Below are 25,489 nucleotides of genomic sequence, written 5' to 3'. Positions count from 1 at the left end.
CCTTTCATTATGTTTTCTTTAAGATGTTTCTAAGTATAGAGCGTATTTCTTAATAAAAACTCATACGGTTTCTTAACATCTCCTTAAACTAAAAGTGAAATATTAATTAGAAAGATCCAAACAGCAAAAAGTAACTTTTCACACTACCATTGACAAAATCACATCCATGGTGTAATTTTACACCACAAGAAAAAAGGAGCTGCATTATGGATAAACAAGAATTTATTGAACTCGTTAATTCAAAATTAAAACTCATTCGTGTTGAGAACGATTTGTCACAAGAAAAAATGTCAGAAGTTATTGGTTTATCGAAGAAAACATTAGTAGAAATTGAAAAAGGAAGACGCACGCTAACATGGTCAGGTGCAGTTTGCGTCGTAACACTCTTCGAACAGAGCGATACAGTCCAGATGACATTTGGGGATGATGTGAATGAAATTATAAAAACAATCGCTTTTACACATTACAATACGACCTTCCCGAAGACGTTAGGAGGAAAAATGTGGTGGCGACAAATAAAAGAATTAAATGGTTACCAAATACAACAAAATATTTTATCTCAACATTATAGAATTTTAGATAAAGAAGACCGCAGAATATGCCATTCATTCGAATTGGATGAAATTGAAAAGCGATTTATGGAAATGGCAAAAACATCTCAATAAAGTTCAACTAATCGGGCTTTTCCGGGCAGCCCGACTCCCACCTAACTTCTTCGCTCCAACCAAATTTTGAGGTGGGATCCCTACTTACCCATTTATGCCGGATAAATTTATTAAACTTCATAATGTTTTCAAAACAAAAAGTCTTCCATGCAACAAGCATACTATGGAAGACACAACAGCAAAAACGCCTAAGTGATGACATAGAAATTCCAAAGTTAACAAAACAATGGCATGAAGAAGATGTAGAAAAACACCGAGAAGGTTGCCGGTATACACTGTATCAAATTGAATGATTACCAAAGCTTTCAACGATGATTTATAATCCTCAGCTTATATAATCCTTATTTTGCTATACTTTAACAATTACTAACCTTCGCATTTTTTCAAAAAATAAAGTATAATGAACTAATATAAAAAAGGTTGTTAACAAAATCGTTAACAACCTTTTTTGTTTTTCTGAAAAACTTTTCAATTTAAGGGAGCGATCACATGTATTGGAGAAAAAATGATAAACCTGTAGTAGAACCAGAAGCAATTGCTGTATGGGAATGCCTAGAAGAAAACTGCCGTGGATGGATGCGTAAAAACTTTGCATTAGAAGCAGAACCGAAATGTCCGTTATGTAAAAGCGATATGGAAAGCAGCGAACGCTTATTACAAAAGATATAATAAATTCCCTTCTTCACCTTCTATAAACTGAAACATAGAGGATTCTCTTTCTCCTTATTTACAATGTGCATCGAAAGCAAATAAACTATACAAAAAGTTTTGCGTATCCTCGCAAAGCTTTTTCAATATCTCAAACTCATTCCAACTATCATTCTTTACTAAAAAATAAATTACATTTTGAATAAAAAGGAGCAGAATTCCCATTTCGAGTTCTCTCATTCCCCTTAAGACAATATACATAAAAACCTTTTTTCTCTGTACCTCTACTATCAAAGAAATTACTACTTTCATCCCGGTCATAATTCCTATCAAAATGATGCTAAGAATCAATAACATAACGTATCCTCTCTTACAAAAGTAAAATATCGGAAAATCTTACATCATATTTTATACGCCTATATTCATTAGATCAATTCGCTACAATCATTTCTATATGGTTTCAAAACACTCTAATATAACCTTTTACTAGATTTATATCTAGGATTACATACTACACCTCTTTCGGAAGGACAATTTTTTATAGGCTCATACAAAATTTTATGCTTGAATCTTACGACGAGTAAATCCAAATACAGATCCTAACGCTACAAGACATGCACTTAGCATCATCATTATTACGCTATTTGATACTGTATTTGGTAGTTTTTCTCCTTAAGACTATTAAAAAGCCCCAAACTATAATAGTTTGAGACCCTTGAATTCTATATTCTATTTTTGAGTAAGAAACAAACTTTTATTTTTGATTTTTTCCTTTTGTACTTAATAAATAAGATTAAATGATATAAGAATAAAGTATTTACTTCTCATCTTTAATTTTAATTTTCGCTTGTTTATAAAAATCTAATTTCTCTTTGTTATATTCTTTTGTCAATCCATTAAATTTCTCTTTTTCTCGTTGAATGTTCTCATTCATTTGATTTACACCTTTAATTTTTTCACTAATCTTTTTTAAGTTCGTTTCTTTTTCGCCTAAGCTTTTATATACTTCTCTTTCAAATTCCATTAACTTTTGATACGAATCATTTATCTTATTAAAAGATGCATAGCGCTTTTTATAAATATCCTGTATATTTTTTGCTTGTTTTTGAAGAGCAGGATCTTCCATTTTATCTATAGTTTTATGAACTGATTTTATTACTTCCTGTGCTTTTTCAAAAGCTTCTTTTTCTTTGTTCCATACTTTTTCACGTTCGTCCATGCTTTTTGTAGCTTGCTCTATCTTCGGCATAATTGCTTGGTTACTATCTTTACCATCATTTATAATTTGATTGTATAACTCTTGACCTTGTTTTTCTAAACCCTCTAGTTTTTTCGCATCTGCAGAAACCGCCTTTTCTTGCTTCGTTGCATTTTCAAATGCGACGTACAATTCTGCTTCTGGCTTTGCGCCAAAACACCCTGTCAATAAGCTTATAGATATAATTCCGGTAATCGTTAACGCTTTATAAGTCAATGTCAATTCCTCCTATGTTACATTCGTTTATCATGCATAAAGTTCAAGGGGAAATGATCATCTTCATGATATGCTTCAAATTCATACCCTTTTTCTTTTAAACCTTTAATAATAGCCGGTACTGCAGCGATAGATTGCGGATGAATATCGTGCATTAAAATAACTTCTTTCGGATTTGTCGCACTAGCAAGTACATTTTGAACAATTTTCGCTTTCGCAGTATCAATTGATATACTATTATATTCCCAATCTAATGAATCAATTGTCCAATCCCATACTCTAAGACCATTTTCTACAACTTTATTACGAAGTTCTTCGTGTAATCCTGGCTTTGAACCATATGGTGGGCGTGTTAGTTTTGGGGCATGTCCGAGAATACTAGCAATTAAGCCTTGATCCTCTTTCATTTCATCTACGTAGCCACCTTGGGCATATAATTTTCTATTATTATGCGTCATACTATGCATACCAACGTAGTGTCCTTCCGCTTCTTCTCGTTTTACTAAATCAGGGTATGATTTTACATTTTGACCAATTAGAAAAAATGTTGCTTTTGCATCATTTTCCTTTAATATGTCTAGTAACTGTGCCGTATATTTTCCTGGTCCGTCATCAAAAGTAAGATAGGCAATTTTCCTAGTTTGACCATTAAATTGCGTTGGTGCAACCTTATTCATCTCCACTTTTATTTGTTCATTTGCATTTTGAACTGGATTCTCTTGATTTGCTATCGCTTTTGCAGGTGAAGTTATCGCTTGAAATGCAAAAAAAGTCCCTCCCACTACAACTATAGCTACCATCATTACAACTATATTCTTTACCTTTAACAGTTTCCCCATTCTATTAATTCCTTTCTACGTCCATTACTTACTTATAAAAATATTACTCTAGTTTTTTACCCCTTTCCCCGGCATCCATTCTATTTTTCCTTTGGAAGCACAATCCTCTTATATAATTGAACAGTGATCAAATAGTAGACACCGTAAATGATTAAAAATATACAAATCGGAAGTCCAATATTCACATATGGATTTACAAAAAACTTAACAAATGTAAATATATTCATTCCTACCAAAACGTGTATAAGACCCAATATAGCTGGAAATAAAAATACAATGCCTAATTCTTTATACATAGATTGTATAAGTAATTCTTTACGTACCCCAATTTTCCGGAGCATCTCATACCGCCCTATATCTTTCGTAGCTCCAGAAAGAATCTTAAACATTAAACAACTTGCCATCATAGCTAAAAAAGCAAGACCTAAAAAGAATCCCATAAAGGAAGTTCCTTTTGAGAAGACGAGCATAGATTCATAATCACCATAGTTTGTTGGTAAATATACGTCTTCCTTAGGCTTATTAATAGCAGCGGCTATTTTTTCGATTTGACGACTATCTATCTCTTTCAACTCTGTCTTATACCGTAAAATATTATCGATTTTAGCAATAAAAAACATATGCTCATTACCTTGAATTGCTTCATACCGGTTTTCGTCGACGATATAGACAGTTTTTCGATCATATACAGAAATATTCGATCTAAAATCACTATCCATACTCTTATCCCAATTCAGCGGTAACGTAGAACTAGATGGATCAACTTCCTCTCCCTTAAACATCCTATAGCTCGAAGATGGAAGTTGTTCAAAAATATGTGTTGTCTCTTTCTTTCCGAACAACAGTGGAGGATTCGCTAATAATTCCTCTTTTAAATAGTAAACAGCCTCATTATCAACTTTATATTTATATTGTTTTTTATCTACAATTTTCATTTTTTCCATAGCTTTATAATCCGCTGCTTCTGGATCATGAATTGTAATATCATACCCTGACATTTTTTCTGCTGAAAGGATTACATTTTTCTGTAAAGACATGCCACCAGCCATTGCCCCCACACCTAGTCCAATTAGCATCGTTACCGTTCCTAATATTTTCGCCAATCTACTTACCCTGAACTGCAATTGTGCAAATGTAAATGCATTTAATTTCTTCTCATTTAAATAGCGCGTTTTCTTTAGCCTATTAACAATCATAGGTAAGAGTGAAATAAATATAAGGTATGTTCCAATTGTAATCGTGAATAATGGAAGCATAATGGCACCAGCATCTTTTATTCCTACGAAGATTACAAAATAATATCCTACACCTAGTCCTAGCAAACTACATAAGAGTAACAATATTGTGGCTGGTCCTTTTATTCGTATGCGCTCCGTTTGCTGCTCTGTACGAATTAAATCTAGTTCTGTTTTAAGTGCTATACGAATGGCATTCACAACGGATGTAAGTAGAAATAACGCACTAAAGAATATAAATGTTATTTTGAATGCAGGACCATAAAATGCTTGATAACCTTCCGCTGAAATTTCCAATTGTTTCGTTAGAAATTTGCTAACGAAATTGGAAAGAATAGCTCCGAATACACTCCCTAATGCTAGTGAAATCATTCCCATAGACAATGTCTCAAAAAATAAAAGTTGGCTGATTTTACTCTTTTTGGCCCCTAAAACAAGATACATGCCGAGTTCTTTCCGCCGGAGTGAGAGAAGAAACGAGTTTGCATAAAAAATATAAAAGAATGTAATAAACGCCACCAAAATCGATCCTATTTGAAATACAAATACGATTGAACCAATAATACTGTTATTCATTGTAAACTCTTTATTTAACGCAAGCGTTTGAAACATATAAAAAATAGAAATTGAGATGACAAGACCTATTAATAAAACGATATAATCCTTAATCATTTTTTTCATACTAGAAATAGAAAGTTTTAATAACACACTCTACACCCACCTTCTCTACAGTGTGGTGTACTACATTCATCTTTTTACTATACCCTCTTTGTACAACGTTCTCTTCAAATATTAAAGTTTTCATATTGCCTCCTGTCATTTGACTAGTGCTGCGATCATGCTATTTTCATAGCCACTAACTATCATTTTATCTTTTCCCTACAAACAGCAATATTGATTCCTCTTACATTATCCTTACATTTTTGTAATGTACACTCCCGAAAAAACATTACAATATGCAAATCAAACATTTTATAATCCGATTCATATACCTTTTGACATCAATATTCTCACGCTCAAATAATATATTTACACATATAAAGTCGAAGGATATTAAATAGGTTTTCTAGCCTATTTAAGAGGTTATATAAATAATTAATATTAAAAATGTACAAAAAAAAAGCCCCACTGTAATACTTAATAACTTTGCACTTATCATCAGTTTACCTCTTCATTATAATTGTCCGAGATAAAGATAAGATAAAGATAAAATAAAAAAATTATAAATATATAACCATATATTATTAAATTTGGTACCGTTTTACTTTTCCTTATCCCTCTTACTCTTTATTTTACGTTCCTTCTCTTCGTTTCTAATTCACCTCTCAAAGGCACTACATAAAACTATTATTTAGGTTCTATTAAAATTACATCTTCTAAATCATATAAATTCGCCTTTGGTTTTGCATAAATAATATAAGCAAGACCATATTGATCCGGTTCTTGCTCTATCACCTCTGCTACTTCAAGGCCAGGTGGTATTTTCTGACTCAATTCAGAGGTAATAATACTATCACCTATTTTTATTTCTTTCGCTTTATCTGATGGAATATTATCAATTCGAAGAGCCTGTTTTTTCTTATCATACCCTGTAACAAATCCTAAAATGGATGAATTATTTTGAAGGGTGATTGCTAAACGATTCGTTCGTTCATCATTCGTAATTAATTTCACAACAGATGTATATTGATCTATACTCCCTACCTTTCCGATAAAACCGTCCACTGTAATAACAGCCATATCAACCTTTACACCATGTTGTGCTCCTCTATCAATAGTGACTTCTCCATACCACTCTTCTGCTACACGAGTTACTACTGTAGCTTGAATTAAATTGTATTTTCCTTGTTCCTTTAATTCTTTCGTTTTGTTGATAAGTTTAGTAAGGTTTTCTTTCTCCTCACTTAATATTTGCACTTTACTCTTTAACGATTCTTGATGTTCAATTTTCCCTTTCAATACCTGATTCTCTCTATATACTTTATAGATGTCTTCTATATTGTGAATAATATTTTGTACATGTCTATTATTCGTACATACATACATCATCAATAAAGCAAATAGAACAATTGAAAGGAATAATAATATTTTCTTCTTAGAAACTTGCATAATTATCCTGCTACTCCTTACCACTTTTTATCCACACACTATAGAATACTAGTGATTGTATACAGAAGAAATGGAGTTTAGATAAAGTTCAGATAAACTTTATTTTCTTTATAAAAAATTTAGAAACTATCATATACTGCCACTGCATTCGAACCTTGATCGTTCAACTTATCATTTCTATAACTAAATATGTTTTATTGTTACTTTTTCTTTCGCTTTAGCTGGTATTTCATCACCCTGCACTTCTTCCCATTTCATACCATAACTTCCTTTCGATCTAATCTTTAAATATGCTCCTATTCTTAAATGTTTCGAAGCAGTCATCGCAATCTTTTGCTCTTGACCAGATTCATTATATCCTTTGAATTTATATTCCCATCTAGCAAAACCTTTATTTTCAGCTCCATATTTACCATCATTATCAACAACAGCATAATAAATATCTTCTTTAATAAATGGATTGAGTTGATCTACAATCGGCCCCCCCTTCACTATAAGCAATGTAACTCCAACTATAATCAATACGATAAACGCACTTATTTTTTTCATGAAACTTTCTATTCTCCTCTTCTCAGATACTTCCACTTAAAGGACTTCCTCTAAATCAATTACGGCACTATTACGTATTAAAATGTAACCAAATTCCCTAATGCTCTTCTAATTAAACTGGCAATAATATAATAAATTGAATAACCCCATTTTCATATTCTGCTCGAATTTCTCCTTTGTGCAATTCAACGATGCTTTTTGCAATTGCAAGCCCCAATCCTGAACCTTCTACAGCTCTACTTCTCGATTGATCTTTTTTATAAAAACGCTCAAACAAATTCTCTAATTCTTTTTTTGTAAATTCTTCACTATGATTCGCTATAGAAATTTTGATATGCTGTTCTTCTTTTTGAAGTAAAACCCGAATTTCTGCTTTATCTATACTGTATTTAATTGCATTTATTAAAAGATTTTCAAACACACGTACCATTTTTTCTGAGTCCACCACAGCATATATACGATCTTCCTGAAATTCTTTTACAAAAGAAATATTATGCTCCTCCGCTTGTGGTACTAGCTCTTCTATTAATTGATCAAGTAGTTCATTTATACACACTTCTTGCGAATCTAACGCCATATTTTCATCTGTTAGTTTTGTATACTCAAACAAATCTTCTATTAACATCTTCAACTGCTCTGATTTTGAAAAGGCAATTTTTATATACTCATCATGCTGTTCTTTATTTTCATATTTCGCATCACCTAGTAAACGTAAATACCCCATAATAGAAGTAAGTGGTGTTCTTAAATCATGTGATACATTTGTAATTAATTCACTTTTTTGCTTCTCTATTTGTTTTTCCTTTTCTATATTAGCCAAAAGCTTTTCTGCCATTTGATTAATATTAGAAGTTAATAAACCTATTTCATCTTGACCTGCCTGTTTGATTTTATATTGTAAATTACCTTTCGAAAACTCCCTTACTCCTTCTGCCATCGCTTCAATCTGATTCATCTTCCTTTTCGTTATATAAAAGAAAGATAGTATAAAAGTGATAAAACCTAGTAAAGATGGAAATGGGCTGCTATCATTCACTATATACTTCACATTTCCTTGTGGTATACCACTTGCAATGATATACATATTTTCCGTATTAACAGTAACCGGATAAAAAGTTGTAAACTCCTTACGCTTTTGTTCAGTTCCATCTTGAATTAAACTTTGCGCCTCTACATATCGTACTTGATCCATTTTAAAATCCATCACATTACGCATCGTCTCATGAAGATTGATTTGTTCTTCCGGCGCTCCCTTTGTTTTATAAACGACTTTCCCATTCTCATCTATTATTAAAATCTTCAGTTGATTTTGGTGATTCAATTGATCAAGCAATTCTTGTATATTAATTTCCTTACCTTCCTCGGTTATACTTTCAACAAGCCTTTGTGTCTGTCCATCAATGGCTTCCATACCTGATGCATAATCAATGATAGAAATTTTATTAGCATCCTCGAAAAAAGAAGATGAAGACCATCCTACTAATACCCCGAGTAACGTACAAAAAGTAAATGTAGCCATTAGCTGTATCCGTATGCTCTTTTCCAAATGACTCACTATTTTACCTATCATTTTTTTAAAAACTTGATTCATCCATATTATCGGTTCAAATATCTTTCTCAATCTTATAGCCAACTCCCCATACCGTTTTAATGTACCGAGGCTTCCTTGGAATTGCCTCTATCTTTTCACGTATTTTCCGAATATGTACCATCACAGTATTATCGGATTGGAAAGCTTGCTCTTTCCATACTCTTTCATAAATTTGTGCTGCATTTAATACCATTCCTTGATTTCGTGCAAGCAATTCTAATACCTCAAACTCTCTAGGTGTCAATTTCGCCTCTTTATTTGCAATAATGACCTGCCGTGTTACTATATTAATTTTCATATCTCCAATTTCTATTTCATTTTCATCCTGTACACTTGTCCCGCTCATTTTCATATATCTCCGAAGTTGTGATTTAATACGAGCAATGAGTTCCAGTGGATTAAATGGTTTGGCTACGTAATCATCTGCGCCAGTTGTTAATCCTAAAATCTTGTCCATATCTTGCGTTTTTGCCGAAAGCATAATAATAGGCATTTCCGCTATTTCTCTCACTTTCATACACATATGAATACCATCTATTTTCGGCATCATAATATCAAGGACGATTAGATGCACGTCTCTTTTCTTTACTATTTCTAAACCCTCTTCACCATCTCCAGCTTGTAATACTTCGTAACCTTCATTCTTCAAATAGATAGTGATAAGTTTTCTAATTTCCTTCTCATCGTCCACGATAAGTATCGTTCCTTTACTCACAAAATCTCCTCCAGCATCATTTACCAAACTATGAATGTTGCTTTATTTCACTCACTACTGCATTCCTCTTTTGAATGTACACATAAGAAATGATAGTAATGATCATAATGCCCCCGCCTAAATACATCCCATATTTCGTCGCAAGTGCTACAATCGTTTCTATCTGTTTTCCGAATACAGAGCCCATCATAAAATAAGCTAGCGTCCAAACAAGTCCTGCCATATAGGAATACAATGCATACGTTTTAAATGACATATTATTCATTCCAACCAAATACGGTACGATATGTCTCACAACGGGGATAAAATAACTTATTACTAATGCATAATGACCATATTTCCCTACTATTTCTTGTGATTTTAAAAGGTACTTCGCCTTTTTCTTTTTCATCAATTTATTAAGCACTTTTATGCCAAATATTTTCCCTAGTATATACCCTAAAGAAAGACCTGATACAACACCTAAATACGTTAATAAAAAGGCTGGAATCATACTTAATATCCCCATTGATGATACAAATCCACCGCTCATGACAATCATTTCATCTGGAATCGGCATACCGATAATACCAAGCCATAAACAAAAAAATAGTGCCCAATAACCATACTGCTCAATGTATGACATTAATTCATGTAACTCCATTATGCATATGCTCTCCTTAGCTCTTTTCTACAACTAAAGACGTAAGCTGGTGGGAAATTAAGCCACACCTTTTCTAGTGTAATTTCAGGAAAGAAATGCTGTATAAATCCCTTTTTTACAAGTGAATATTGAAATGTAATAAATTCCCCATTCTCATGTATCGTTTCCATTACACTGTTTAAAATGCGCTTTGAAACCTCTTCTCGTAAAGAAGTGAAAGGCAATCCTGATAAGACGTAATCAATACATTCTATATTTAATTGTTCCATATACTTCTTTATATTTTCAGCTGAGCCGTGTATAACAATCACGTTCTGCTCATCTTTAAATTTTCTCTTTAACTCTTTAAAAAATACTTCATTAATTTCAACAAGAAGAAATATTGTCTCCTTCTTCTTTCTCTTCATAATCTCTTTCGTAAAAGCTCCTGTACCCGGCCCTAGCTCTACAATGCATTTTGCTCTATTAAAATCAATTACATCTACCATTTTCCTTGCTAATATTTTTGAGCTCGGTACAACCGCACCAATATGTTTCGGATGTTTTATGAATTCAGTTAAGAATGTTATGAGCTGCATATACTCCCTCTCCATTCGTTCAATAGTTTTTAACTTGTGTTTAAGTATAACTATCGTTTCTTAACAAATATTGAGGGGAATTCTTAAGATTTTATGAAGATGAAGGAAAGCTTCATATTTACTATAAGCAAACATAAAAAATTGAATTCCAAAGATAAGCGAATCGAACATATACAAATAAGTCAGCTTGTTTATTTACCATGAATGATTATGATCCTACTCCGATTTTGTATAGCGAAGTTACTATTTTTATGTTAGAATCCTCTAAGATATTTGGAATTAGTATAGAAATCATTTTTGGAGGCTTTATGAATAATCAAAACGATAATAAATCAAATGCATTATTTGCAGCTATACAAATAGTGCTACCACTTTTATTGCCTATTCTTGTCCCTACCTTTTTAATAGTGGGAATGAAAAAGTGGATACCTGATGAAGTTAAATATCCAAGCATAATATCATTGTTCGCATTATGTATGGGATTTTTCATAGTAGGAATTCTCTTCTCTATTGTTTTACGTTTATGTAAATTATCTGAGGAAAAATTAAAGGAATTAGGATTTTTAGGATTTACACTTTCGGCTGTTAGCACATTTCTAAGTTTTTATGTAGGTTACTTTTGGTTGGCAGACCTTAACTTCACATCAGTTGAATTATCACCTCATGCCGTATTAATTTTCGCTATTTTATGTACCTTGCTATTGGAAGGTATTTTTAAAGTAATGGACATGTTTGATAGTTCGGACGAAAATAAAGCTCACGTATAGACAAAAAAAGCATCCGACTAACATGTTAGTCGGATGCTTTTTTACTAAGATAAAAACAACTCTTGCATTACTTCGCACTCACAATCTTATAATAAGAACGAACTGTTAAGAAGTAATATCCGATATAAATAATGCTATATACTCCGATACTAATTAGAAGCGGAACCATAATTTCAAATGGTAGTATGTTTCCTAAACCTTTTAATGCAAACAAACTGTGTAGAATTCCGATTACTAGTGGAATTGCAAAGATAAAGCTCACTTGTTTTGCAATAGCTTTCTTCATCTCTTGTTTCGTTACACCAACTTTATGAAGGACAATGTAACGATCACGGTCAGCACTTGCTTCTGTAAGCTGCTTGAAGTAAATAATGGAGCCTGTCGCTAATAGGAAGACTAAGCCTAAGAATAGTCCGATGAACATCATTAGTCCAGTTGCTTCAAGTCCCATATGGAAACCAGTGTAGAAGTCTCTAAATGGTGGTGCCATTTCTGATTCACCAGCTGGCATCACTTTTGTTAATTTTTCTGTTAATACTTTACTGTTTCTTTCATCTTTTACATCAATATTTTTTACAACACGTGTTCCAAATGCTTGCTTCGCTTGTGCATACATTTCATCTGGAACGACAACAACTAATTCACCTAAGTTCGTAATTGCAGTATTATTTACACCTTGGATCGTCAATGTCTTCGTTTCATTTCCAATTTGGAATACCGCTTTATTTCCTTTATATTCAGGGCTAAACTCATACCCTTCCATATAAGAACTATCATATATAAATGCTTCGCCAGTAGCTACATTCACTGTTTCCGCATCGATTTTTTTCGCAATTTTGTTGAATTCAGATTGAGATATAAACTGATATTTCTCTGAAATCGTGTAATTCATATTAAGAATGAAATCAACTTTATCTCCTTCGAACTTCCCTTTGACAGGAACCGTTTCAATTTCAAATTGATCTTTAACAGGGTGATCCTGCTTCTCCTCCACAAGAATTGCATTTACTTTCTTATCCAATTCTGCATCTTTTTTCTCATAAGAGTAACTGTATGGCATGGATGTTTTTGATTGCGTAAATGTGTTGTAATACATCGTAACTGACGTACCAACCGCTGTTAATGTCACTGCACTTAAAATAGATATTGTCGCAAGTGACTTTGCATTTCCTTTAATACGGTATAGTAACTGTGACGTCGTTATCATATTCATACCATTATAAAACGCTGACTTATTATTTCTTGCACGTTTCAATACGAATACTGTAAAGAACATAAATAGTAAATACGTACCTAATACTGTTGCAAGTAATATATAAAGTGCAACTACCATAAAGTTTGCATACATAACTGCCTTCATAAACATTAACGCTAAGAAATAACCTGAGCCGATTAAGAAAACTGAAATTAACGCCATAATGACAGATCCTTTTGGCATTGCTTCTCCTTCGCGTTCCGCTCGAAAAAGTTCAATTAGCTTAAAGCGATAAATTAAACGATATCCTTGAAGTGATGTATACAAAATAATCACAAAGAAAATAAGTGCTGTATCAATAACTGCGGCCATCGGTATTTCAAAATGAACGTTTAAGTTTATTCCCATCATACTTATTAGTAGTTCAAGGAATAGTTTTGAAAGAACGCTACCGATCGCTATTCCGATAATTAAAGACATTAATCCCATTAACATATTTTCATAAAACAGCATTTTACCAATTTGTCTTTTACGAATGCCTAATAAGGAATATAGCCCAACTTCTTTTTTACGTTTTCGTGTAAAGAAACCGTTCGAATATATAATGAACACCGCTACGAAAATAATTAGCATGACACTTGAAACTTGAAATGCACCGCTAATTTTTTTAGAAGCTTCCGCAGCTTTTTCCATTTGTGAATTATACTGCAACGCCTTAAATGTAAAATAAATGACGATACTAAAGATCATAGATGCAAAATATACAAAGTAGTCTTTAAAATTCCGCTGTATGTTGCGGAGGGCAATGCTAGATAAGGTCATCAGCCATACCTCCAGAAATAGAAGACATTACGTCAACGACTTTTTGGAAGAACTGTTTACGTGTTGATTCACCGCGGTGCAATTCTTTATATAACTCACCATCTTTAATAAAAATAACTCGTTTACAGTAACTCGCCGCAAACGCATCGTGCGTTACCATTAAAATTGTAGAATTATCATATTCATTTAACGACTTCATACTTTCAAGTAAATCTGTCGCTGATTTAGAATCAAGCGCTCCAGTCGGCTCGTCCCCGAAAATCATACTAGGACTTGTAACGATCGCACGCGATGCTGCGCAGCGCTGCTTCTGTCCGCCCGACACTTGATATGGGAACTGACTTAAAATATGATCAATACCGAATTTCTTTGAGATTTCAAGAACGCGGCGATCAATCTCACTTGCTTTCACCTTTGATAACGCAAGAGGTAACGCAATGTTCTCTTTTACCGTTAACGTATCTAATAAATTATAATCTTGGAAAATGAATCCTAAATGATCGCGGCGGAATAACGCTAACTTATCATCGTTCATCTTCACGATATCTTTTCCATCAATTAAAATTTCACCGTTCGTCGCATTATCAATTGTAGAAAGAACGTTTAGCAAAGTCGTCTTACCCGAACCAGAAGGTCCCATAATTCCAACGAACTCACCTTCTTTTACTTGTAAGTTAATACCTTTTAACGCTGCAAATTTATTACCACCCGTGTCATACACTTTTTCAATATTTTTTGCTTCTAACACTGTTTTCATCTCGACATCCCTCATTTCTTCTATTCTCTATTTTCAACTATATACACTCTCTACTCTTGCCACTATCGATGTTTCTTACACAAACATGACAGTTATGTAAGGCCGGTAAGTAGAGAAATCAAAATTTAACCTACTGAACGAAAGTACTTTGTTACTATAACATTGGGATATCATGCCATCCATTCATTCTCCTTACAGGAACATTACAATTTTGTAAGGTTAAAAATGTCCCCTACAAAGTTGTGCATGAAATGTCGGATGGAGCTATTTTGTTCCTGCTATTCTATTTAACAAGGAGGTCATGATATGGATTCACTTAAAAACATGAATGCGGCAATGCAATATATTGAAAACAACCTAACAGATGAAATTGATTTTAAAGAAGTCGCAAAAATAGCTTTCTGCTCCGAATATCATTTCAAAAGAATGTTTTCTTTCCTAGCTGGCGTATCACTATCAGAATATATTCGCTGTAGACGTCTTACTCTTGCTGCTTTTGAACTAAAAGATAGCGCTGCAAAAGTCATTGATGTTGCTATAAAATATGGGTACAACTCGCCAGATTCTTTTACACGTGCTTTTCAAAACTTGCACGGCATAACACCTTCAGAGGCCCGAAATAGTAGTCATTCTTTGAAAGCTTATTCACCAATGACCTTCCAGTTATCGATTCAAGGAGGAAATGAAATGAACTATCGAATTGAAGAAAAAGAGCCATTTCAAATCATTGGTATTACAAAACGCGTACCGATTGTATTTAACGGTGTAAATGAAGAAATTGCTTCTATGTGGAAAAGCTTAGATCCGGGGACCATTCAAACATTAAAGTCCCTTTCAAACATGGAACCTACTGGAATTATTAGTGCTTCTACTAACTTTTCTGAAGGAAGAATGGAGGAAAATGGAGAACTCGACCACTACATTGGAGTAGCCTCAATGAAAGATTGTCCAGAGCAATTCGCACAACTTGAAGTCGCAGCTTCAACGTGGGCCGTATTTGAAGCTGTCGGTCCATTTCCTGAAACATTACAAAATGTATGGGGACGCATTTATTCCGAATGGTTTCCTTCCTCAAACTATGAACTAGCAGAAGGACCAGAAATATTGTGGAATGAACAGAAAGATACATCCTCTCCAAACTTTAAAAGTGAAATTTGGATACCGGTTTTGAAGAAATAAAAAATAAAGCTGCTCCTCCTTAAAAGGAAAAGCAGCTTTTATTTATATTTTTAGTTCTTTTTTATAAGCGACGTAGGAATATCCCATTGTTAATCCTACTGCACCAACAATAATGCCAATGATTAGGAAAGTTTTCCACGCTACCGGAGCAAAAATACTTAAAATCATAATAACTCCTAATACAACAAACACCTTCCCACTAAAACGGTGCGTTTTTCTCCACACTTCCTCATTACTTAATGTCCACGGTGTTTTTATACCTACAAAGTAGTTTGGTTTACATTGTGGTAAATAGTTGCCGATGACTATAAATAAAAGACCAACAAGAATATGCGGTGTACTATTCATTGGAATGTCATAACCTAATCCAGCCCCAATTCCAATGATATTTACTAAAAATAATAAGATTAATACGCTATAATTTATTACATTATATCCTTTAGAAAACTTATCATAGTTTTTATGCTTCGGATCTATCTTAGGCAATACGGTTAATAAAGAATATATAAAAATCATAATTGCTACATCAAAAATCATCCCTCCCATTTTAGACATATGTCCATCTACCTCCCCAGCAACATTCCAATGGCTCGGAACTTCACCTGGTAAATGCGGCCACGCGACACACCATGCAATAATCGTTAAAGCAATTAATAGTAACGGAAATATATGCTTCCTCATTTCCCCTCTTCCCCCTTATTCGTAAATGTAAACACCCACGTTAATAAATCTTGAAAGACAGTTGTGTTTAAAGAGTACACAACAAATTGACCTTTCTTTTCATCTTGAATAAGTTCAGCATTTTTCAGTGCGTTTAAGTGGTGTGAAATACTTGGTTTTGTCATATTAAATTGTTCAGCAATCTCACCAGCGGTTAGATCGCCTTCTTTTAATAAATCTAAAATTTTTCGCCTTGTTGGATCTGCTAATGCTTTGAATGCTTGATTCAATGTCTTTCTTCCTTTCACTAATTAGACATTTAGATATTTATCTAAATGTTAAAATGTTTTCAGTTAATTGTCAATTATACATACGCCCTTTTTACTTTTCACGCTTTTGACCTATACTGTTTACTAGCTTATCTTTCAACATAATGAAAAGACTTGAAACACATGATACACTATAGCTACAATTGTTTTTTTAGGAGGAATATACATATGTATAAAATTTTAATCGTTGAAGACGATCCAAATATTTCATCATTACTACAATCTCACATTCAAAAATATGGCTATGAAGCTGTTGTTACTGAAAACTTTGATGATATTATGGAATCGTTTAATGCAGTGAAACCGCATCTTGTTTTACTTGATGTAAACTTACCGAAATTCGATGGTTTCTACTGGTGCCGTCAAATTCGTCATGAATCTACTTGTCCAATTATTTTCATTTCAGCGCGGGCTGGTGAGATGGAACAAATTATGGCAATTGAAAGCGGTGCGGATGATTACATTACAAAACCGTTCCACTACGACGTTGTAATGGCGAAAATTAAAGGTCAATTACGCCGTATTTACGGTGATTATGCGCCAAATATTTCTGAACGTATCGTTGAAGTAGAAGGTTTAAAACTATTCCCAGAACGCCCAGAAATTCATTTCGGTGCTGAGCAAGTTCTTTTAACGAAGAAAGAGGCAATTTTAGCAGAAATGTTATTATCTAAATTCCCTCGTACAGCGAGCCGTGAAGATTTATTAGCTGCCCTATGGGATGACGAAAGCTTCGTTGAGGAAAATACATTAAACGTAAACATTACGCGTCTTCGTAAAAAGTTCAATGAGCTTGGTATTGAAAATGCTATTGAAACAGTGCGCGGGCTTGGGTATCGTTTTAACGCAACTTGGAGTGAATAAGCATGAAGCTATTTTTACGTGATCATTTTGCATTTTTTCTACTATATGTATTAAACTTCGGTATCATTTTCGTTCTTTATGATGCAGTAGATGGATTCCAAAATAATAAGTTTTACTTCATCGTTTTAAGCTTATACTTATTCATTTGTTTCCTCGCTTATCGTTACGTTCGCAATCGTAGAATGTACCATAGATTAAGTGAACAACCAGAGAAAATGGAAGATGCGTTTATTGAAAGAGCGACTGCTCCGATGCCTCACGGTGTAAATGAACTCGTGCGCACGCAATATCGTCTATTCCAAAAAGAACTACAATCGTATGAAGTAAAACAACAAGAACATCAATTATTCATTAACCACTGGGTGCATCAAATGAAGACACCTGTTTCTGTTATGCAGCTTATGGTGCTCGAAATGGAAGATGAACATTTGATTCCGAAATTCAAAAAAGAATTAGAACGATTAAATCAAGGGCTCGATATGGCTTTATATATGGCAAGGTTAAATAACTTCCATGAAGATTTCCATGTTGAGACGATTTCATTAAAAGATGCGGTAACAAAAAATATTAACGGATTAAAAGAACTATTCATTCGAAACGGCGTCTTCCCTGTTTTAGAAGTTCATTCCGATTTAAAAGTTGCTTCTGATGCGAAATGGCTAAAGTTCATCATTTATCAGTTAATGACAAATGCAGTGCGTTACTCTGGTGAGCGCGGAAAGAAAGTATTCCTATCTGCTTACCGAAACGGAAAAGATATTATTTTAGAAGTTCGCGATGAAGGTGTTGGTATTCCGCAAGAAGATATTCGAAGAGTATTTGAACCGTTTTACACTGGGAAAAATGGTCGCGCATTCGGAGAATCTACTGGTATGGGACTTTATATTGTAAGTAAAATTTGTGATTATTTAGGTCACTCTGTCAAACTAGATTCTGAAGTTGGTAAAGGAACGACGATTAAAATCATCTTCCACAACGCTGCAAATAATCAAGCAGAAACTACGGAGAAGGTGGCCGAAGCATGATCGGAACATATGCTAGCAAAATGTATGAGAACTTACTCTCATACATTTTTTGCAATAAAACTACATATTTGCCTTCTAGCGAGAGGTACATATTATGACATTTTGGCAATTTGCATTTAAAAATGTAACGCGCAACTCGAGAGCTTATTTTGCTTACTTTGTAAGTAGTTCCTTTTCCATTGCTGTTTTCTTTTCGTTTGCTGTTTACTTATTCCATCCGAAATTACAAAACTTTAGCATGACCGCTGAAATTTCAGGATTAATGATATTTTCAGAAGTTGTAATTGTATTTTTCTCTTTCTTCTTTTTACTATATTCCATTGGTACGTTTTTAAAAGTTCGAAAAAAACAATTTGGAGTTTTGACCGTTTTAGGAATATCGAGAAAGCAATTACATCGTCTTGTTTTTATGGAAAATATGTTAATCGGTATTTTATCTATCTTTTTCGGTATGCAGTTTGGACTTGTATTTTCACAATTTTTCTTATTAGTGACAGCAAAAATTACGCATGTACCAGGCATATATTTATACTTGCCTATTAACGCGTTTATTTTAACGACTATCGTTTTCCTTAGTCTTTTTATCATTGTATCTACATTCACACCAATGCTTATCCGTACAAAACAAACGGTACAACTTTTAAAAACAAATGGCGGAAAACAAAAAGAAAAAAAACCATCCATACTTATTTCTTTATTTGGTGCGATTTGTTTATTAGGTGGTTATGCTTTAGCTGGAAATCCTAAATATTTCGTATCAGTAAGCCCGCAAATAGGTGTTATATATATGGTTTCGAGTATTTTCGTTATCCCAATGCTTGTTACAATCGGGACATATTTTTTCTTTTCACAAATTAGTTTTTTACTTATTTACATTTTAAAAACGAGAAGAAAGTTTTATATGAAACGTGTTAATATGCTTTGGATTTCTGATTTAGCAAACCGTATTCGAACGAATATTAATATGCTTTTTATTGTAGCGATGCTCTCTACAATTGCTTTCACGATGATTACGTTCCTATATGGATCTGGGAAGTTTATTAAACTAGAGGTTAATAGAACTTCTCCTTTCCCAATTTCTTATTTTTCTTATGATACAAATCCTTTTGTTACTGAGCATTTAAATTGGCTTGAACAACAGTTACAAAAAGAGCATTTTCCTTATGAGAAAATCAAAACTGATATATATGAAACACCACTAAGAGAAGATAAAGATGTAGCTATTTATAATGACGTATACGCAATTAAGCAAAGTGACTATAACAAACTTGCTGCTTCTTTACGAATGAAACAACTATTTATGGATGATAATGAAGCATACGTGTTAACGGGGACCTCTTATATCACTATATTTAATGAATTTGAGCAAAGCTACAAAAGAGATTACATTACACTCTCTAGTACAAATACGAAATTAAAAGTAAAAGGCTATGAGCATGTTAATGCAATTCCATCTGGCTTTTCATATCAAACGATAGTTTTACCTGATATTCTCGTAAATAACTTACCCAACACGGTAAAACATATATCAGCATACAATTACAAAATTCAAAACTGGGAACAGACATATAAAATTGCGGATGATTTTATAGAAAAGGTGCAAAAAGATCGAAATAATTCCCAGTATGAAGGACCTCTTATTCGATCCTTTGAATCAGCAGGAACGTTATATAAAATAACGTCTGGTAGTGCCGCATTCTTCCTAATCGGGACATTTTTAGGAGTTATTTTCTTCATTGGAGCTGGTAGCGTTCTTTACTTTAGAATGTATACAGATTTGACGAATGAACAAGAGAAGTATATAACAATCTCTAAGATCGGTGTGACAGATAAAGAGATGAAACGATCTGCAACCATTCAGCTTAGTATTTTATTTTTCGTTCCTTACATTATGGCATCCATTCATACAATGTTTGCAACGAAAATGCTACAAGATGTAATTGATCTATCTTTGTTCAAAGAAGTTGCAGCCGTTCTTATTATTTTTGGAGTCGTTGAAATTGTATTTTTCTTATTCATTCGTTCACTTTACATGCAAAAATTATCACAATATACGAATGGACAAATTATTTAAGACAAACGTGATAAAAAGAGTATCTTTCATACTCTTTTTATCTTCACTTTATTAGGAGGTTCAGGTGAATGACATTTTGGCAGTTTGCATTCAAAAACGTAACCCGGAACGCCAGAGCTTATTTCGCCTATTTTGTAAGTAGTGCATTTTCCATTGCAATTTTTTTCTCGTTTGCGGTTTATTTACTTCATCCTAAATTGCATATGACAGGCGTGAATGCTGCTCTGAACATATTAATGACAATTTCAGAAGTTGTTATTGTATTCTTTTCGTTTTTCTTTTTACTATATTCAATCGGTACTTTCTTAAAAGTACGAAAAAAACAATTTGGGATTTTAACAGTACTTGGTATATCTCAAAAACAATTAAAAAGACTTGTATTTCTAGAAAACATGCTAATTGGTGTTCTTTCCATATTTTTCGGCATTCAACTTGGACTTGTCTTTTCACAGTTCTTTCTACTAGTTACCGCCAAAATTACACATGTACCTGGTTTATATTTATATTGGCCAACGAGTGCTATTATTTTAACTATGATCATCTTTCTTGGACTCTTCATTCTCGTTTCATCTTTTACGCCGATGCTCATTCGGACGAGAAAGGCTGTACGTCTTTTAAAAGCAGGAACAAAGCAAAAAGAAAGAAAAGCATCCGTGCTCATCTCTCTATTTGGTGCGACATGTTTAATATCTGGATACGTACTAGCAGCAAATCCGCTATATTTCATATCGCTTGGCGACGTAATTGGAATTTTGTACGCCGTCACCAGTATATTTGTCATTCCTTCACTCGTTGCGGCTGGAACATATTTTTTCTTTTCACAAATTAGTTTTTTACTCATTCGTATATTAAAAACGAGAAGAAAATTTTATATGAAACGTATTAATATGCTTTGGATTTCTGATTTAGCAGCTCGCATTCGGACAAATATTAACATGCTCTTTATTGTAGCGATGCTATCAACACTCGCTTTCACTATGATTACGTTCTTATACGGTTTTGGGAAATTCACAAAGTTTGATGCAGTAAGGGAAAATCCTTTTCCTTTTACATATTTATCACATACTGAAAATACGTTAGCGGATGAACATTTGAATTGGTTAGAACAAAAGTTTAACGAAGAACAATTTACTTATAAACAATTTAAAACGGATATATATGAAGTATCTTCGGCGGAAGAGAACCCAAAGCTCTATTATACAATTAAACAAAGTGATTACAATATACTTGCTAAGGCGTTAAACTGGGAACATCTCAACGTAAAAAATAATGAATCTTATATCCTTATGAAAGACATAGATGATCAATTCATTGGCACAATTTATGATACAGACAGGAAAGATATTCTTACACTTACTCAAAACAGCCTACAGCTACAAGTAAAAGAATATAAAAATTATAATCCTTTCCCAAACAGCTTAGTCTCAACATTACTCGTATTATCTGATGAAAATGTAGAGGCATTATCATCGGTTTCAAAACAGATGAGTGTATATAACTTTAAAGTTAACGATTGGGAAAAAGCACATAACATCGGTTCGGAATTTATAACAAAAATTGATAATGATAATGAAGCGATTAAGGCTGAGCACCCACCATTCCATGCAAGTGAAGCAAGTGATTCTCTATACACAACTAAACTCAATGTCGCTTCCTTCTTCTTAATTGGTACTTTCTTAGGTGTTATTTTCTTTATCGGTGCTGGCAGTGTTCTTTACTTCCGGATGTATACAGATTTAACAAGTGAGCAAGAAAAGTATGTGACGATTACAAAAATCGGTTTAACAGAAGCCGAGATGAAACGATCTGCTACAATTCAACTTGCGATTCTGTTCTTTGTTCCATACATTATGGCATCGATCCATACGATGTTTGCGACAAAGATGCTACAAGAAGTTTTACATCTCTCGTTCTTCGCTGAGATTACAGTCGTACTGATGATTTTTGGGACGGTTGAAATTTTATTTTTCCTTTTAATTCGTTCCTTTTATATGCAAAAATTATCACAACACATTAAGTTTTAAAGGATAGAAAGGTGATTACTATGGAAGAAGTTTTACACATAAAAAACGTCTCAAAAGTGTATGAAGGAAAAGTCCCTCATACTGCTTTGAAAAATATAAATTTACATGTAGATAAGGGGGAATTTGTTGCTATCATGGGGCCATCTGGTAGTGGTAAATCTACATTTTTAAACGTTATCTCTACAATTGATTCCCCTACTTCTGGTGATATCGTGATTAACGGAAAAAAACCGCACACATTTCGTAGAGAGAAGTTAGCTATTTTCCGCCGCCAAGAGTTAGGATTTGTTTTCCAAAACTTTAACTTACTAGATACACTAACAATCGGTGAAAATATCGTACTACCTTTAACATTAGATAATATTCCATTAAAGGAAATGGATGAAAAGCTTGATAACATTTCCAAGAAACTTGGAATTGATCATATTTTGGATAAACGTATTTTTGAAGTTTCTGGGGGACAAGCACAGCGTACCGCAGTAGCTCGTGCTGTTATTCATCACCCTTCACTTCTACTTGCTGATGAACCAACGGGAAACTTAGATTCAAAAGCAGCAATCGATGTAATGGAGTTATTTACGAAATTAAATAAAGAAGAAGATGCAACAATTTTAATGGTTACGCACGATCCGTTCGCAGCAAGTTATTGTAACCGCGTCATTTTCATTAAAGATGGAGAGCTTTACAATGAACTTCACCGCGGACTATATCGCGAGAAGTTTTATCAAGAAATATTAGATGTTTTAGCTTTATTAGGAGGAAGACGTGGATGACATTTTGGCAATTTGCATTTAAAAATGTCTCGCGTAATTCGAAAGCATATTTCGCTTATTTTGTAAGCAGCGCATTTTCTATCATGGTTTTCTTTTCATTTACTGTATATGCGTTCCATCCACGTTTACAAAGTGTACAAGGTTTTCAAGAACGAGATCCTCTTATGAATTCGGCTAGTACTGCACAGTTTATTATTGTTTTGTTCTCGTTCTTCTTTCTCTTATATTCAGTTGGATCATTTTTAAATGTACGAAAGCAACAATTCGGGATACTCACTATTCTTGGTATCTCACAAAGACAATTAAAAAGACTGTTATTTACTGAAAACATGATGATCGGGATACTGTCTATCTTTATCGGTATTCAAGGTGGCCTTGTATTTTCTAACTTCTTCTTATTAGTCACTTCGAAATTAACAGGTGCGAAAGGCCTCTATTTATATTGGCCAACCGAAGCGATTATCGTTACAACCGTAACGTTTATCATTTTATTTTTAATCGTTTCTACATTTACACCGATGTTTATTCGTACTCGTAAAACAGCGAAGCTCATTAAAGGTAACAAAAAAATGAAAGCTGAAAAAAGACCATCTATACTCATTTCTTTATTCGCTTTAATCTGTTTAGGGCTATGCTATTATATCGCCGGTTATCCACAAGGATATGTAACAGATAAAAATGCCCAAAATGGATCTGTCTTCTTTATTATATTATCTATTTTGCCACTCGTAGTAGTCGGGACATATTTATTCTTTTCACAAACATTTCTTCTTTTCATCTATATTTTAAAGAAACGAAGAAAGTTTTATTTGAAACAAATAAATATGTTATGGATTTCAGATTTAGTTTCTCGTACCCGTAGTAATATTAATGTACTCTTTATCGTTTCTATGCTATCTGCACTTGCATTTACAATTATTATTGGTTTATTCGCTGCTAATAACAATACAACAGCATCGGTACTAGAACGATATCCCGTCCCCTTCACTTATACATCAGAAGGTGACAATTCCCTTGAACAAAAGCATATTACTACAATTGAAACTGAGCTTACAAATAATAATTTTCAGTACAGAAAATATAAGTTTACAGTAGTAAAAGATACAGCTTCAAAAGAAGACATTATGCTTATGAAGATGAGTGATTATAACGCAATTGCTAAACAATTGAAAAGACCGGAAATAACACTTGATTCTACACAAGTGTATATTATTTCTCGCCACTCACCAGAACTTCTCAATCTCGTATCTAATCCATTTGCAAAGCATAATACGATTACACTTGGATCTAATAAAAAAGAATTTCATATTAAAGGGTTTATTAATAAGGGAATAGAACCATCCTTTGCATTCCCACATTTAGCTGTCGTACAAGATTATGTATTTGATAATATGATTCCTCATATTGAAACAACCGTAATCTATAACTACTTCGTAGAAAACTGGGAAAATGCAATCGTTCCAACAAAAAATATGTTACGTGTTATTAGTGGTGATGCACGTAAGTTCTACGAAAAGCATACAGAAGAGAACGCTCAAGTTCCTTTCTTCATATATACAGCTACGGATGAACTCATTTACGGTAAAGGAAATGCAGTTGCTCAATTCTTTATTTGGGCATTTCTTGGCTTTATCTTCTTTATCGGTGCGGCTAGTGTTTTATATTTCCGTATGTATAACGACTTAACAACTGAAAGACAAAAGTATATTACGATTACAAAACTTGGCTTAACAGAATCAGAAATGTTTCGTTCTGCAACGATTCAATTAGGAATATTATTTTTCGTTCCTTATATTGTTGCTGGTATTCATACAATATTCGCCATTAAGTTTTTACAAAGCATGTTTTCTTTCTCATTACTGAAAGAGACATTAATCGTACTCACTTTATTCGGGATTATTGAGATCATTTTCTTCTTCTTAATCCGTTCTCTGTACATTAATAAATTATCACAGCATATAAAAATATGAATAA

The 25,489-nt window shown here is 33.4% G+C and carries 24 protein-coding genes and 2 pseudogenes; 11 read left to right on the top strand and 15 right to left on the bottom strand.

The annotated features are described in order from the left end of the window. Positions 1–206 precede the first annotated feature (206 nt). The 3 genes and pseudogenes from ABH961_RS24045 to ABH961_RS24035 all read left to right on the top strand — a co-directional run bounded on the left by ABH961_RS24045 (position 207) and on the right by ABH961_RS24035 (position 1,334). A complete protein-coding gene (locus ABH961_RS24045) occupies positions 207–665 on the top strand; it encodes a helix-turn-helix transcriptional regulator (protein ID WP_048541088.1) in 459 nt (152 codons plus the stop codon). 44 nt (positions 666–709) lie between these two features. Continuing rightward, a pseudogene (locus ABH961_RS24040) lies at positions 710–925 on the top strand (Rpn family recombination-promoting nuclease/putative transposase); the annotation flags it as partial. A 229-nt stretch (positions 926–1,154) separates the two neighbouring features. Continuing rightward, the gene (locus ABH961_RS24035) at positions 1,155–1,334 is read left to right on the top strand and encodes a cold-inducible protein YdjO-related protein (RefSeq protein WP_048541090.1); all 180 of its coding nucleotides are present in this window, start codon (positions 1,155–1,157) and stop codon (positions 1,332–1,334) included. Positions 1,335–1,871: 537 nt separating this feature from the next. Here the strand turns inward: ABH961_RS24035 and ABH961_RS24030 are convergent. The 11 genes and pseudogenes from ABH961_RS24030 to ABH961_RS23980 all read right to left on the bottom strand — a co-directional run. Then, a pseudogene (locus ABH961_RS24030) lies at positions 1,872–1,985 on the bottom strand (LPXTG cell wall anchor domain-containing protein); the annotation flags it as partial. Positions 1,986–2,130: 145 nt separating this feature from the next. Further along, positions 2,131–2,787, bottom strand: coding sequence for a YkyA family protein (locus tag ABH961_RS24025; protein WP_048541092.1), 657 nt, complete (start codon positions 2,785–2,787; stop codon positions 2,131–2,133). 17 nt (positions 2,788–2,804) lie between these two features. Further along, a complete protein-coding gene (locus ABH961_RS24020) occupies positions 2,805–3,626 on the bottom strand; it encodes a peptidoglycan-N-acetylglucosamine deacetylase (protein WP_048541094.1) in 822 nt (273 codons plus the stop codon). Positions 3,627–3,706: 80 nt separating this feature from the next. Beyond that, positions 3,707–5,569 carry an FtsX-like permease family protein gene (locus ABH961_RS24015; protein ID WP_404520159.1) on the bottom strand — a complete coding sequence of 621 codons (1,863 nt, stop codon included), beginning with the start codon at positions 5,567–5,569 and terminating at the stop codon, positions 3,707–3,709. Continuing rightward, complete coding sequence (locus ABH961_RS24010; protein ID WP_255256183.1) at positions 5,544–5,666, bottom strand: hypothetical protein; 123 nt, start codon at positions 5,664–5,666, stop codon at positions 5,544–5,546. Before ABH961_RS24010 ends, ABH961_RS24015 begins: the two co-directional genes overlap by 26 nt. Before the next feature lie 542 nt (positions 5,667–6,208). After that, positions 6,209–6,970, bottom strand: coding sequence for a rod shape-determining protein MreC (gene mreC, locus ABH961_RS24005; RefSeq protein WP_176374057.1), 762 nt, complete (start codon positions 6,968–6,970; stop codon positions 6,209–6,211). Between the two features lie 183 nt (positions 6,971–7,153). Next, positions 7,154–7,519: a YxeA family protein gene (locus tag ABH961_RS24000; protein ID WP_048541174.1), complete on the bottom strand. Its 366-nt coding sequence runs from the start codon at positions 7,517–7,519 to the stop codon at positions 7,154–7,156. A 112-nt stretch (positions 7,520–7,631) separates the two neighbouring features. Then, positions 7,632–9,140: a sensor histidine kinase gene (locus ABH961_RS23995; protein WP_098076047.1), complete on the bottom strand. Its 1,509-nt coding sequence runs from the start codon at positions 9,138–9,140 to the stop codon at positions 7,632–7,634. Next, on the bottom strand, positions 9,124–9,825 hold the full coding sequence (locus ABH961_RS23990; protein WP_000033681.1) for a response regulator transcription factor: 702 nt from the start codon (positions 9,823–9,825) through the stop codon (positions 9,124–9,126). Before ABH961_RS23990 ends, ABH961_RS23995 begins: the two co-directional genes overlap by 17 nt. 28 nt (positions 9,826–9,853) lie before the next feature. Then, positions 9,854–10,468: a DedA family protein gene (locus tag ABH961_RS23985; protein ID WP_098076049.1), complete on the bottom strand. Its 615-nt coding sequence runs from the start codon at positions 10,466–10,468 to the stop codon at positions 9,854–9,856. Continuing rightward, entirely contained in the window at positions 10,468–11,046 is a 579-nt protein-coding gene (locus tag ABH961_RS23980; RefSeq protein WP_098076051.1) for a class I SAM-dependent methyltransferase, read from the bottom strand. The genes ABH961_RS23985 and ABH961_RS23980 overlap by 1 nt, the downstream gene beginning before the upstream one ends. A 308-nt stretch (positions 11,047–11,354) precedes the next feature. Here ABH961_RS23980 and ABH961_RS23975 point away from each other — a divergent pair, with 308 nt between their 5' ends. Then, positions 11,355–11,813 (top strand): hypothetical protein, encoded by a 459-nt coding sequence (locus ABH961_RS23975; protein WP_048561984.1) that lies wholly within the window; start codon positions 11,355–11,357, stop codon positions 11,811–11,813. 67 nt (positions 11,814–11,880) lie between these two features. Here ABH961_RS23975 and ABH961_RS23970 read toward each other — a convergent pair whose 3' ends face one another. Both ABH961_RS23970 and ABH961_RS23965 read right to left on the bottom strand, forming a co-directional pair. Then, on the bottom strand, positions 11,881–13,830 hold the full coding sequence (locus ABH961_RS23970; RefSeq protein WP_098076055.1) for an ABC transporter permease: 1,950 nt from the start codon (positions 13,828–13,830) through the stop codon (positions 11,881–11,883). Further along, entirely contained in the window at positions 13,817–14,587 is a 771-nt protein-coding gene (locus tag ABH961_RS23965) for an ABC transporter ATP-binding protein (RefSeq protein ID WP_000859659.1), read from the bottom strand. The genes ABH961_RS23970 and ABH961_RS23965 overlap by 14 nt, the downstream gene beginning before the upstream one ends. 306 nt (positions 14,588–14,893) lie before the next feature. On the opposite strand from ABH961_RS23965, the gene ABH961_RS23960 reads away from it, so the two are divergent. Continuing rightward, positions 14,894–15,766 carry an AraC family transcriptional regulator gene (locus ABH961_RS23960; RefSeq protein ID WP_000377706.1) on the top strand — a complete coding sequence of 291 codons (873 nt, stop codon included), beginning with the start codon at positions 14,894–14,896 and terminating at the stop codon, positions 15,764–15,766. 42 nt (positions 15,767–15,808) lie between these two features. On the opposite strand, the gene ABH961_RS23955 is transcribed toward ABH961_RS23960, so the two are convergent. Further along, a complete protein-coding gene (locus ABH961_RS23955; protein WP_098076059.1) occupies positions 15,809–16,447 on the bottom strand; it encodes an SdpI family protein in 639 nt (212 codons plus the stop codon). Continuing rightward, on the bottom strand, positions 16,444–16,716 hold the full coding sequence (locus ABH961_RS23950) for an autorepressor SdpR family transcription factor (RefSeq protein WP_001070536.1): 273 nt from the start codon (positions 16,714–16,716) through the stop codon (positions 16,444–16,446). The genes ABH961_RS23955 and ABH961_RS23950 overlap by 4 nt, the downstream gene beginning before the upstream one ends. Positions 16,717–16,923: 207 nt before the next feature. Between ABH961_RS23950 and ABH961_RS23945 the strand changes: the two genes are divergently transcribed. From ABH961_RS23945 to ABH961_RS23920, 6 genes are all read left to right on the top strand, one after another. Beyond that, entirely contained in the window at positions 16,924–17,619 is a 696-nt protein-coding gene (locus ABH961_RS23945; protein ID WP_098076061.1) for a response regulator transcription factor, read from the top strand. Positions 17,620–17,621: 2 nt separating this feature from the next. Beyond that, positions 17,622–18,644 carry a sensor histidine kinase gene (locus ABH961_RS23940; RefSeq protein WP_048541114.1) on the top strand — a complete coding sequence of 341 codons (1,023 nt, stop codon included), beginning with the start codon at positions 17,622–17,624 and terminating at the stop codon, positions 18,642–18,644. A 94-nt stretch (positions 18,645–18,738) separates the two neighbouring features. Then, the gene (locus ABH961_RS23935) at positions 18,739–20,718 is read left to right on the top strand and encodes an ABC transporter permease (RefSeq protein ID WP_098076063.1); all 1,980 of its coding nucleotides are present in this window, start codon (positions 18,739–18,741) and stop codon (positions 20,716–20,718) included. 68 nt (positions 20,719–20,786) lie between these two features. After that, positions 20,787–22,742, top strand: a complete 1,956-nt coding sequence (locus ABH961_RS23930; protein ID WP_098076065.1) for an ABC transporter permease — start codon at positions 20,787–20,789, stop codon at positions 22,740–22,742. Between the two features lie 20 nt (positions 22,743–22,762). Further along, positions 22,763–23,515: an ABC transporter ATP-binding protein gene (locus ABH961_RS23925; protein ID WP_098076067.1), complete on the top strand. Its 753-nt coding sequence runs from the start codon at positions 22,763–22,765 to the stop codon at positions 23,513–23,515. Then, positions 23,512–25,485, top strand: a complete 1,974-nt coding sequence (locus ABH961_RS23920; RefSeq protein WP_000144903.1) for an FtsX-like permease family protein — start codon at positions 23,512–23,514, stop codon at positions 25,483–25,485. The genes ABH961_RS23925 and ABH961_RS23920 overlap by 4 nt, the downstream gene beginning before the upstream one ends. Positions 25,486–25,489: the final 4 nt, after the last annotated feature.

The organism is Bacillus sp. RC251, from assembly GCF_044908765.1.
Taxonomy (GTDB): domain Bacteria; phylum Bacillota; class Bacilli; order Bacillales; family Bacillaceae_G; genus Bacillus_A; species Bacillus_A wiedmannii.
Note: the sequence above shows the minus strand (reverse complement) of the source record. Positions and strands in the feature narration are given on the sequence as shown.

Excerpts from the sequence above, each read along its gene's own strand:
- ABH961_RS24045 (WP_048541088.1), top strand. The coding sequence starts at position 207 with ATGGATAAACAAGAATTTATTGAACTCGTTAATTCAAAATTAAAACTC.
- ABH961_RS24035 (WP_048541090.1), top strand. The coding sequence starts at position 1,155 with ATGTATTGGAGAAAAAATGATAAACCTGTAGTAGAACCAGAAGCAATT.
- ABH961_RS24020 (WP_048541094.1), bottom strand. The coding sequence starts at position 3,626 with ATGGGGAAACTGTTAAAGGTAAAGAATATAGTTGTAATGATGGTAGCT.
- ABH961_RS24010 (WP_255256183.1), bottom strand. The coding sequence starts at position 5,666 with ATGAAAACTTTAATATTTGAAGAGAACGTTGTACAAAGAGGGTATAGT.
- mreC (WP_176374057.1), bottom strand. The coding sequence starts at position 6,970 with ATGCAAGTTTCTAAGAAGAAAATATTATTATTCCTTTCAATTGTTCTA.
- ABH961_RS24000 (WP_048541174.1), bottom strand. The coding sequence starts at position 7,519 with ATGAAAAAAATAAGTGCGTTTATCGTATTGATTATAGTTGGAGTTACA.
- ABH961_RS23985 (WP_098076049.1), bottom strand. The coding sequence starts at position 10,468 with ATGGAGTTACATGAATTAATGTCATACATTGAGCAGTATGGTTATTGG.
- ABH961_RS23980 (WP_098076051.1), bottom strand. The coding sequence starts at position 11,046 with ATGCAGCTCATAACATTCTTAACTGAATTCATAAAACATCCGAAACAT.
- ABH961_RS23975 (WP_048561984.1), top strand. The coding sequence starts at position 11,355 with ATGAATAATCAAAACGATAATAAATCAAATGCATTATTTGCAGCTATA.
- ABH961_RS23970 (WP_098076055.1), bottom strand. The coding sequence starts at position 13,830 with ATGACCTTATCTAGCATTGCCCTCCGCAACATACAGCGGAATTTTAAA.
- ABH961_RS23965 (WP_000859659.1), bottom strand. The coding sequence starts at position 14,587 with ATGAAAACAGTGTTAGAAGCAAAAAATATTGAAAAAGTGTATGACACG.
- ABH961_RS23960 (WP_000377706.1), top strand. The coding sequence starts at position 14,894 with ATGGATTCACTTAAAAACATGAATGCGGCAATGCAATATATTGAAAAC.
- ABH961_RS23955 (WP_098076059.1), bottom strand. The coding sequence starts at position 16,447 with ATGAGGAAGCATATATTTCCGTTACTATTAATTGCTTTAACGATTATT.
- ABH961_RS23945 (WP_098076061.1), top strand. The coding sequence starts at position 16,924 with ATGTATAAAATTTTAATCGTTGAAGACGATCCAAATATTTCATCATTA.
- ABH961_RS23940 (WP_048541114.1), top strand. The coding sequence starts at position 17,622 with ATGAAGCTATTTTTACGTGATCATTTTGCATTTTTTCTACTATATGTA.
- ABH961_RS23935 (WP_098076063.1), top strand. The coding sequence starts at position 18,739 with ATGACATTTTGGCAATTTGCATTTAAAAATGTAACGCGCAACTCGAGA.
- ABH961_RS23930 (WP_098076065.1), top strand. The coding sequence starts at position 20,787 with ATGACATTTTGGCAGTTTGCATTCAAAAACGTAACCCGGAACGCCAGA.
- ABH961_RS23925 (WP_098076067.1), top strand. The coding sequence starts at position 22,763 with ATGGAAGAAGTTTTACACATAAAAAACGTCTCAAAAGTGTATGAAGGA.
- ABH961_RS23920 (WP_000144903.1), top strand. The coding sequence starts at position 23,512 with ATGACATTTTGGCAATTTGCATTTAAAAATGTCTCGCGTAATTCGAAA.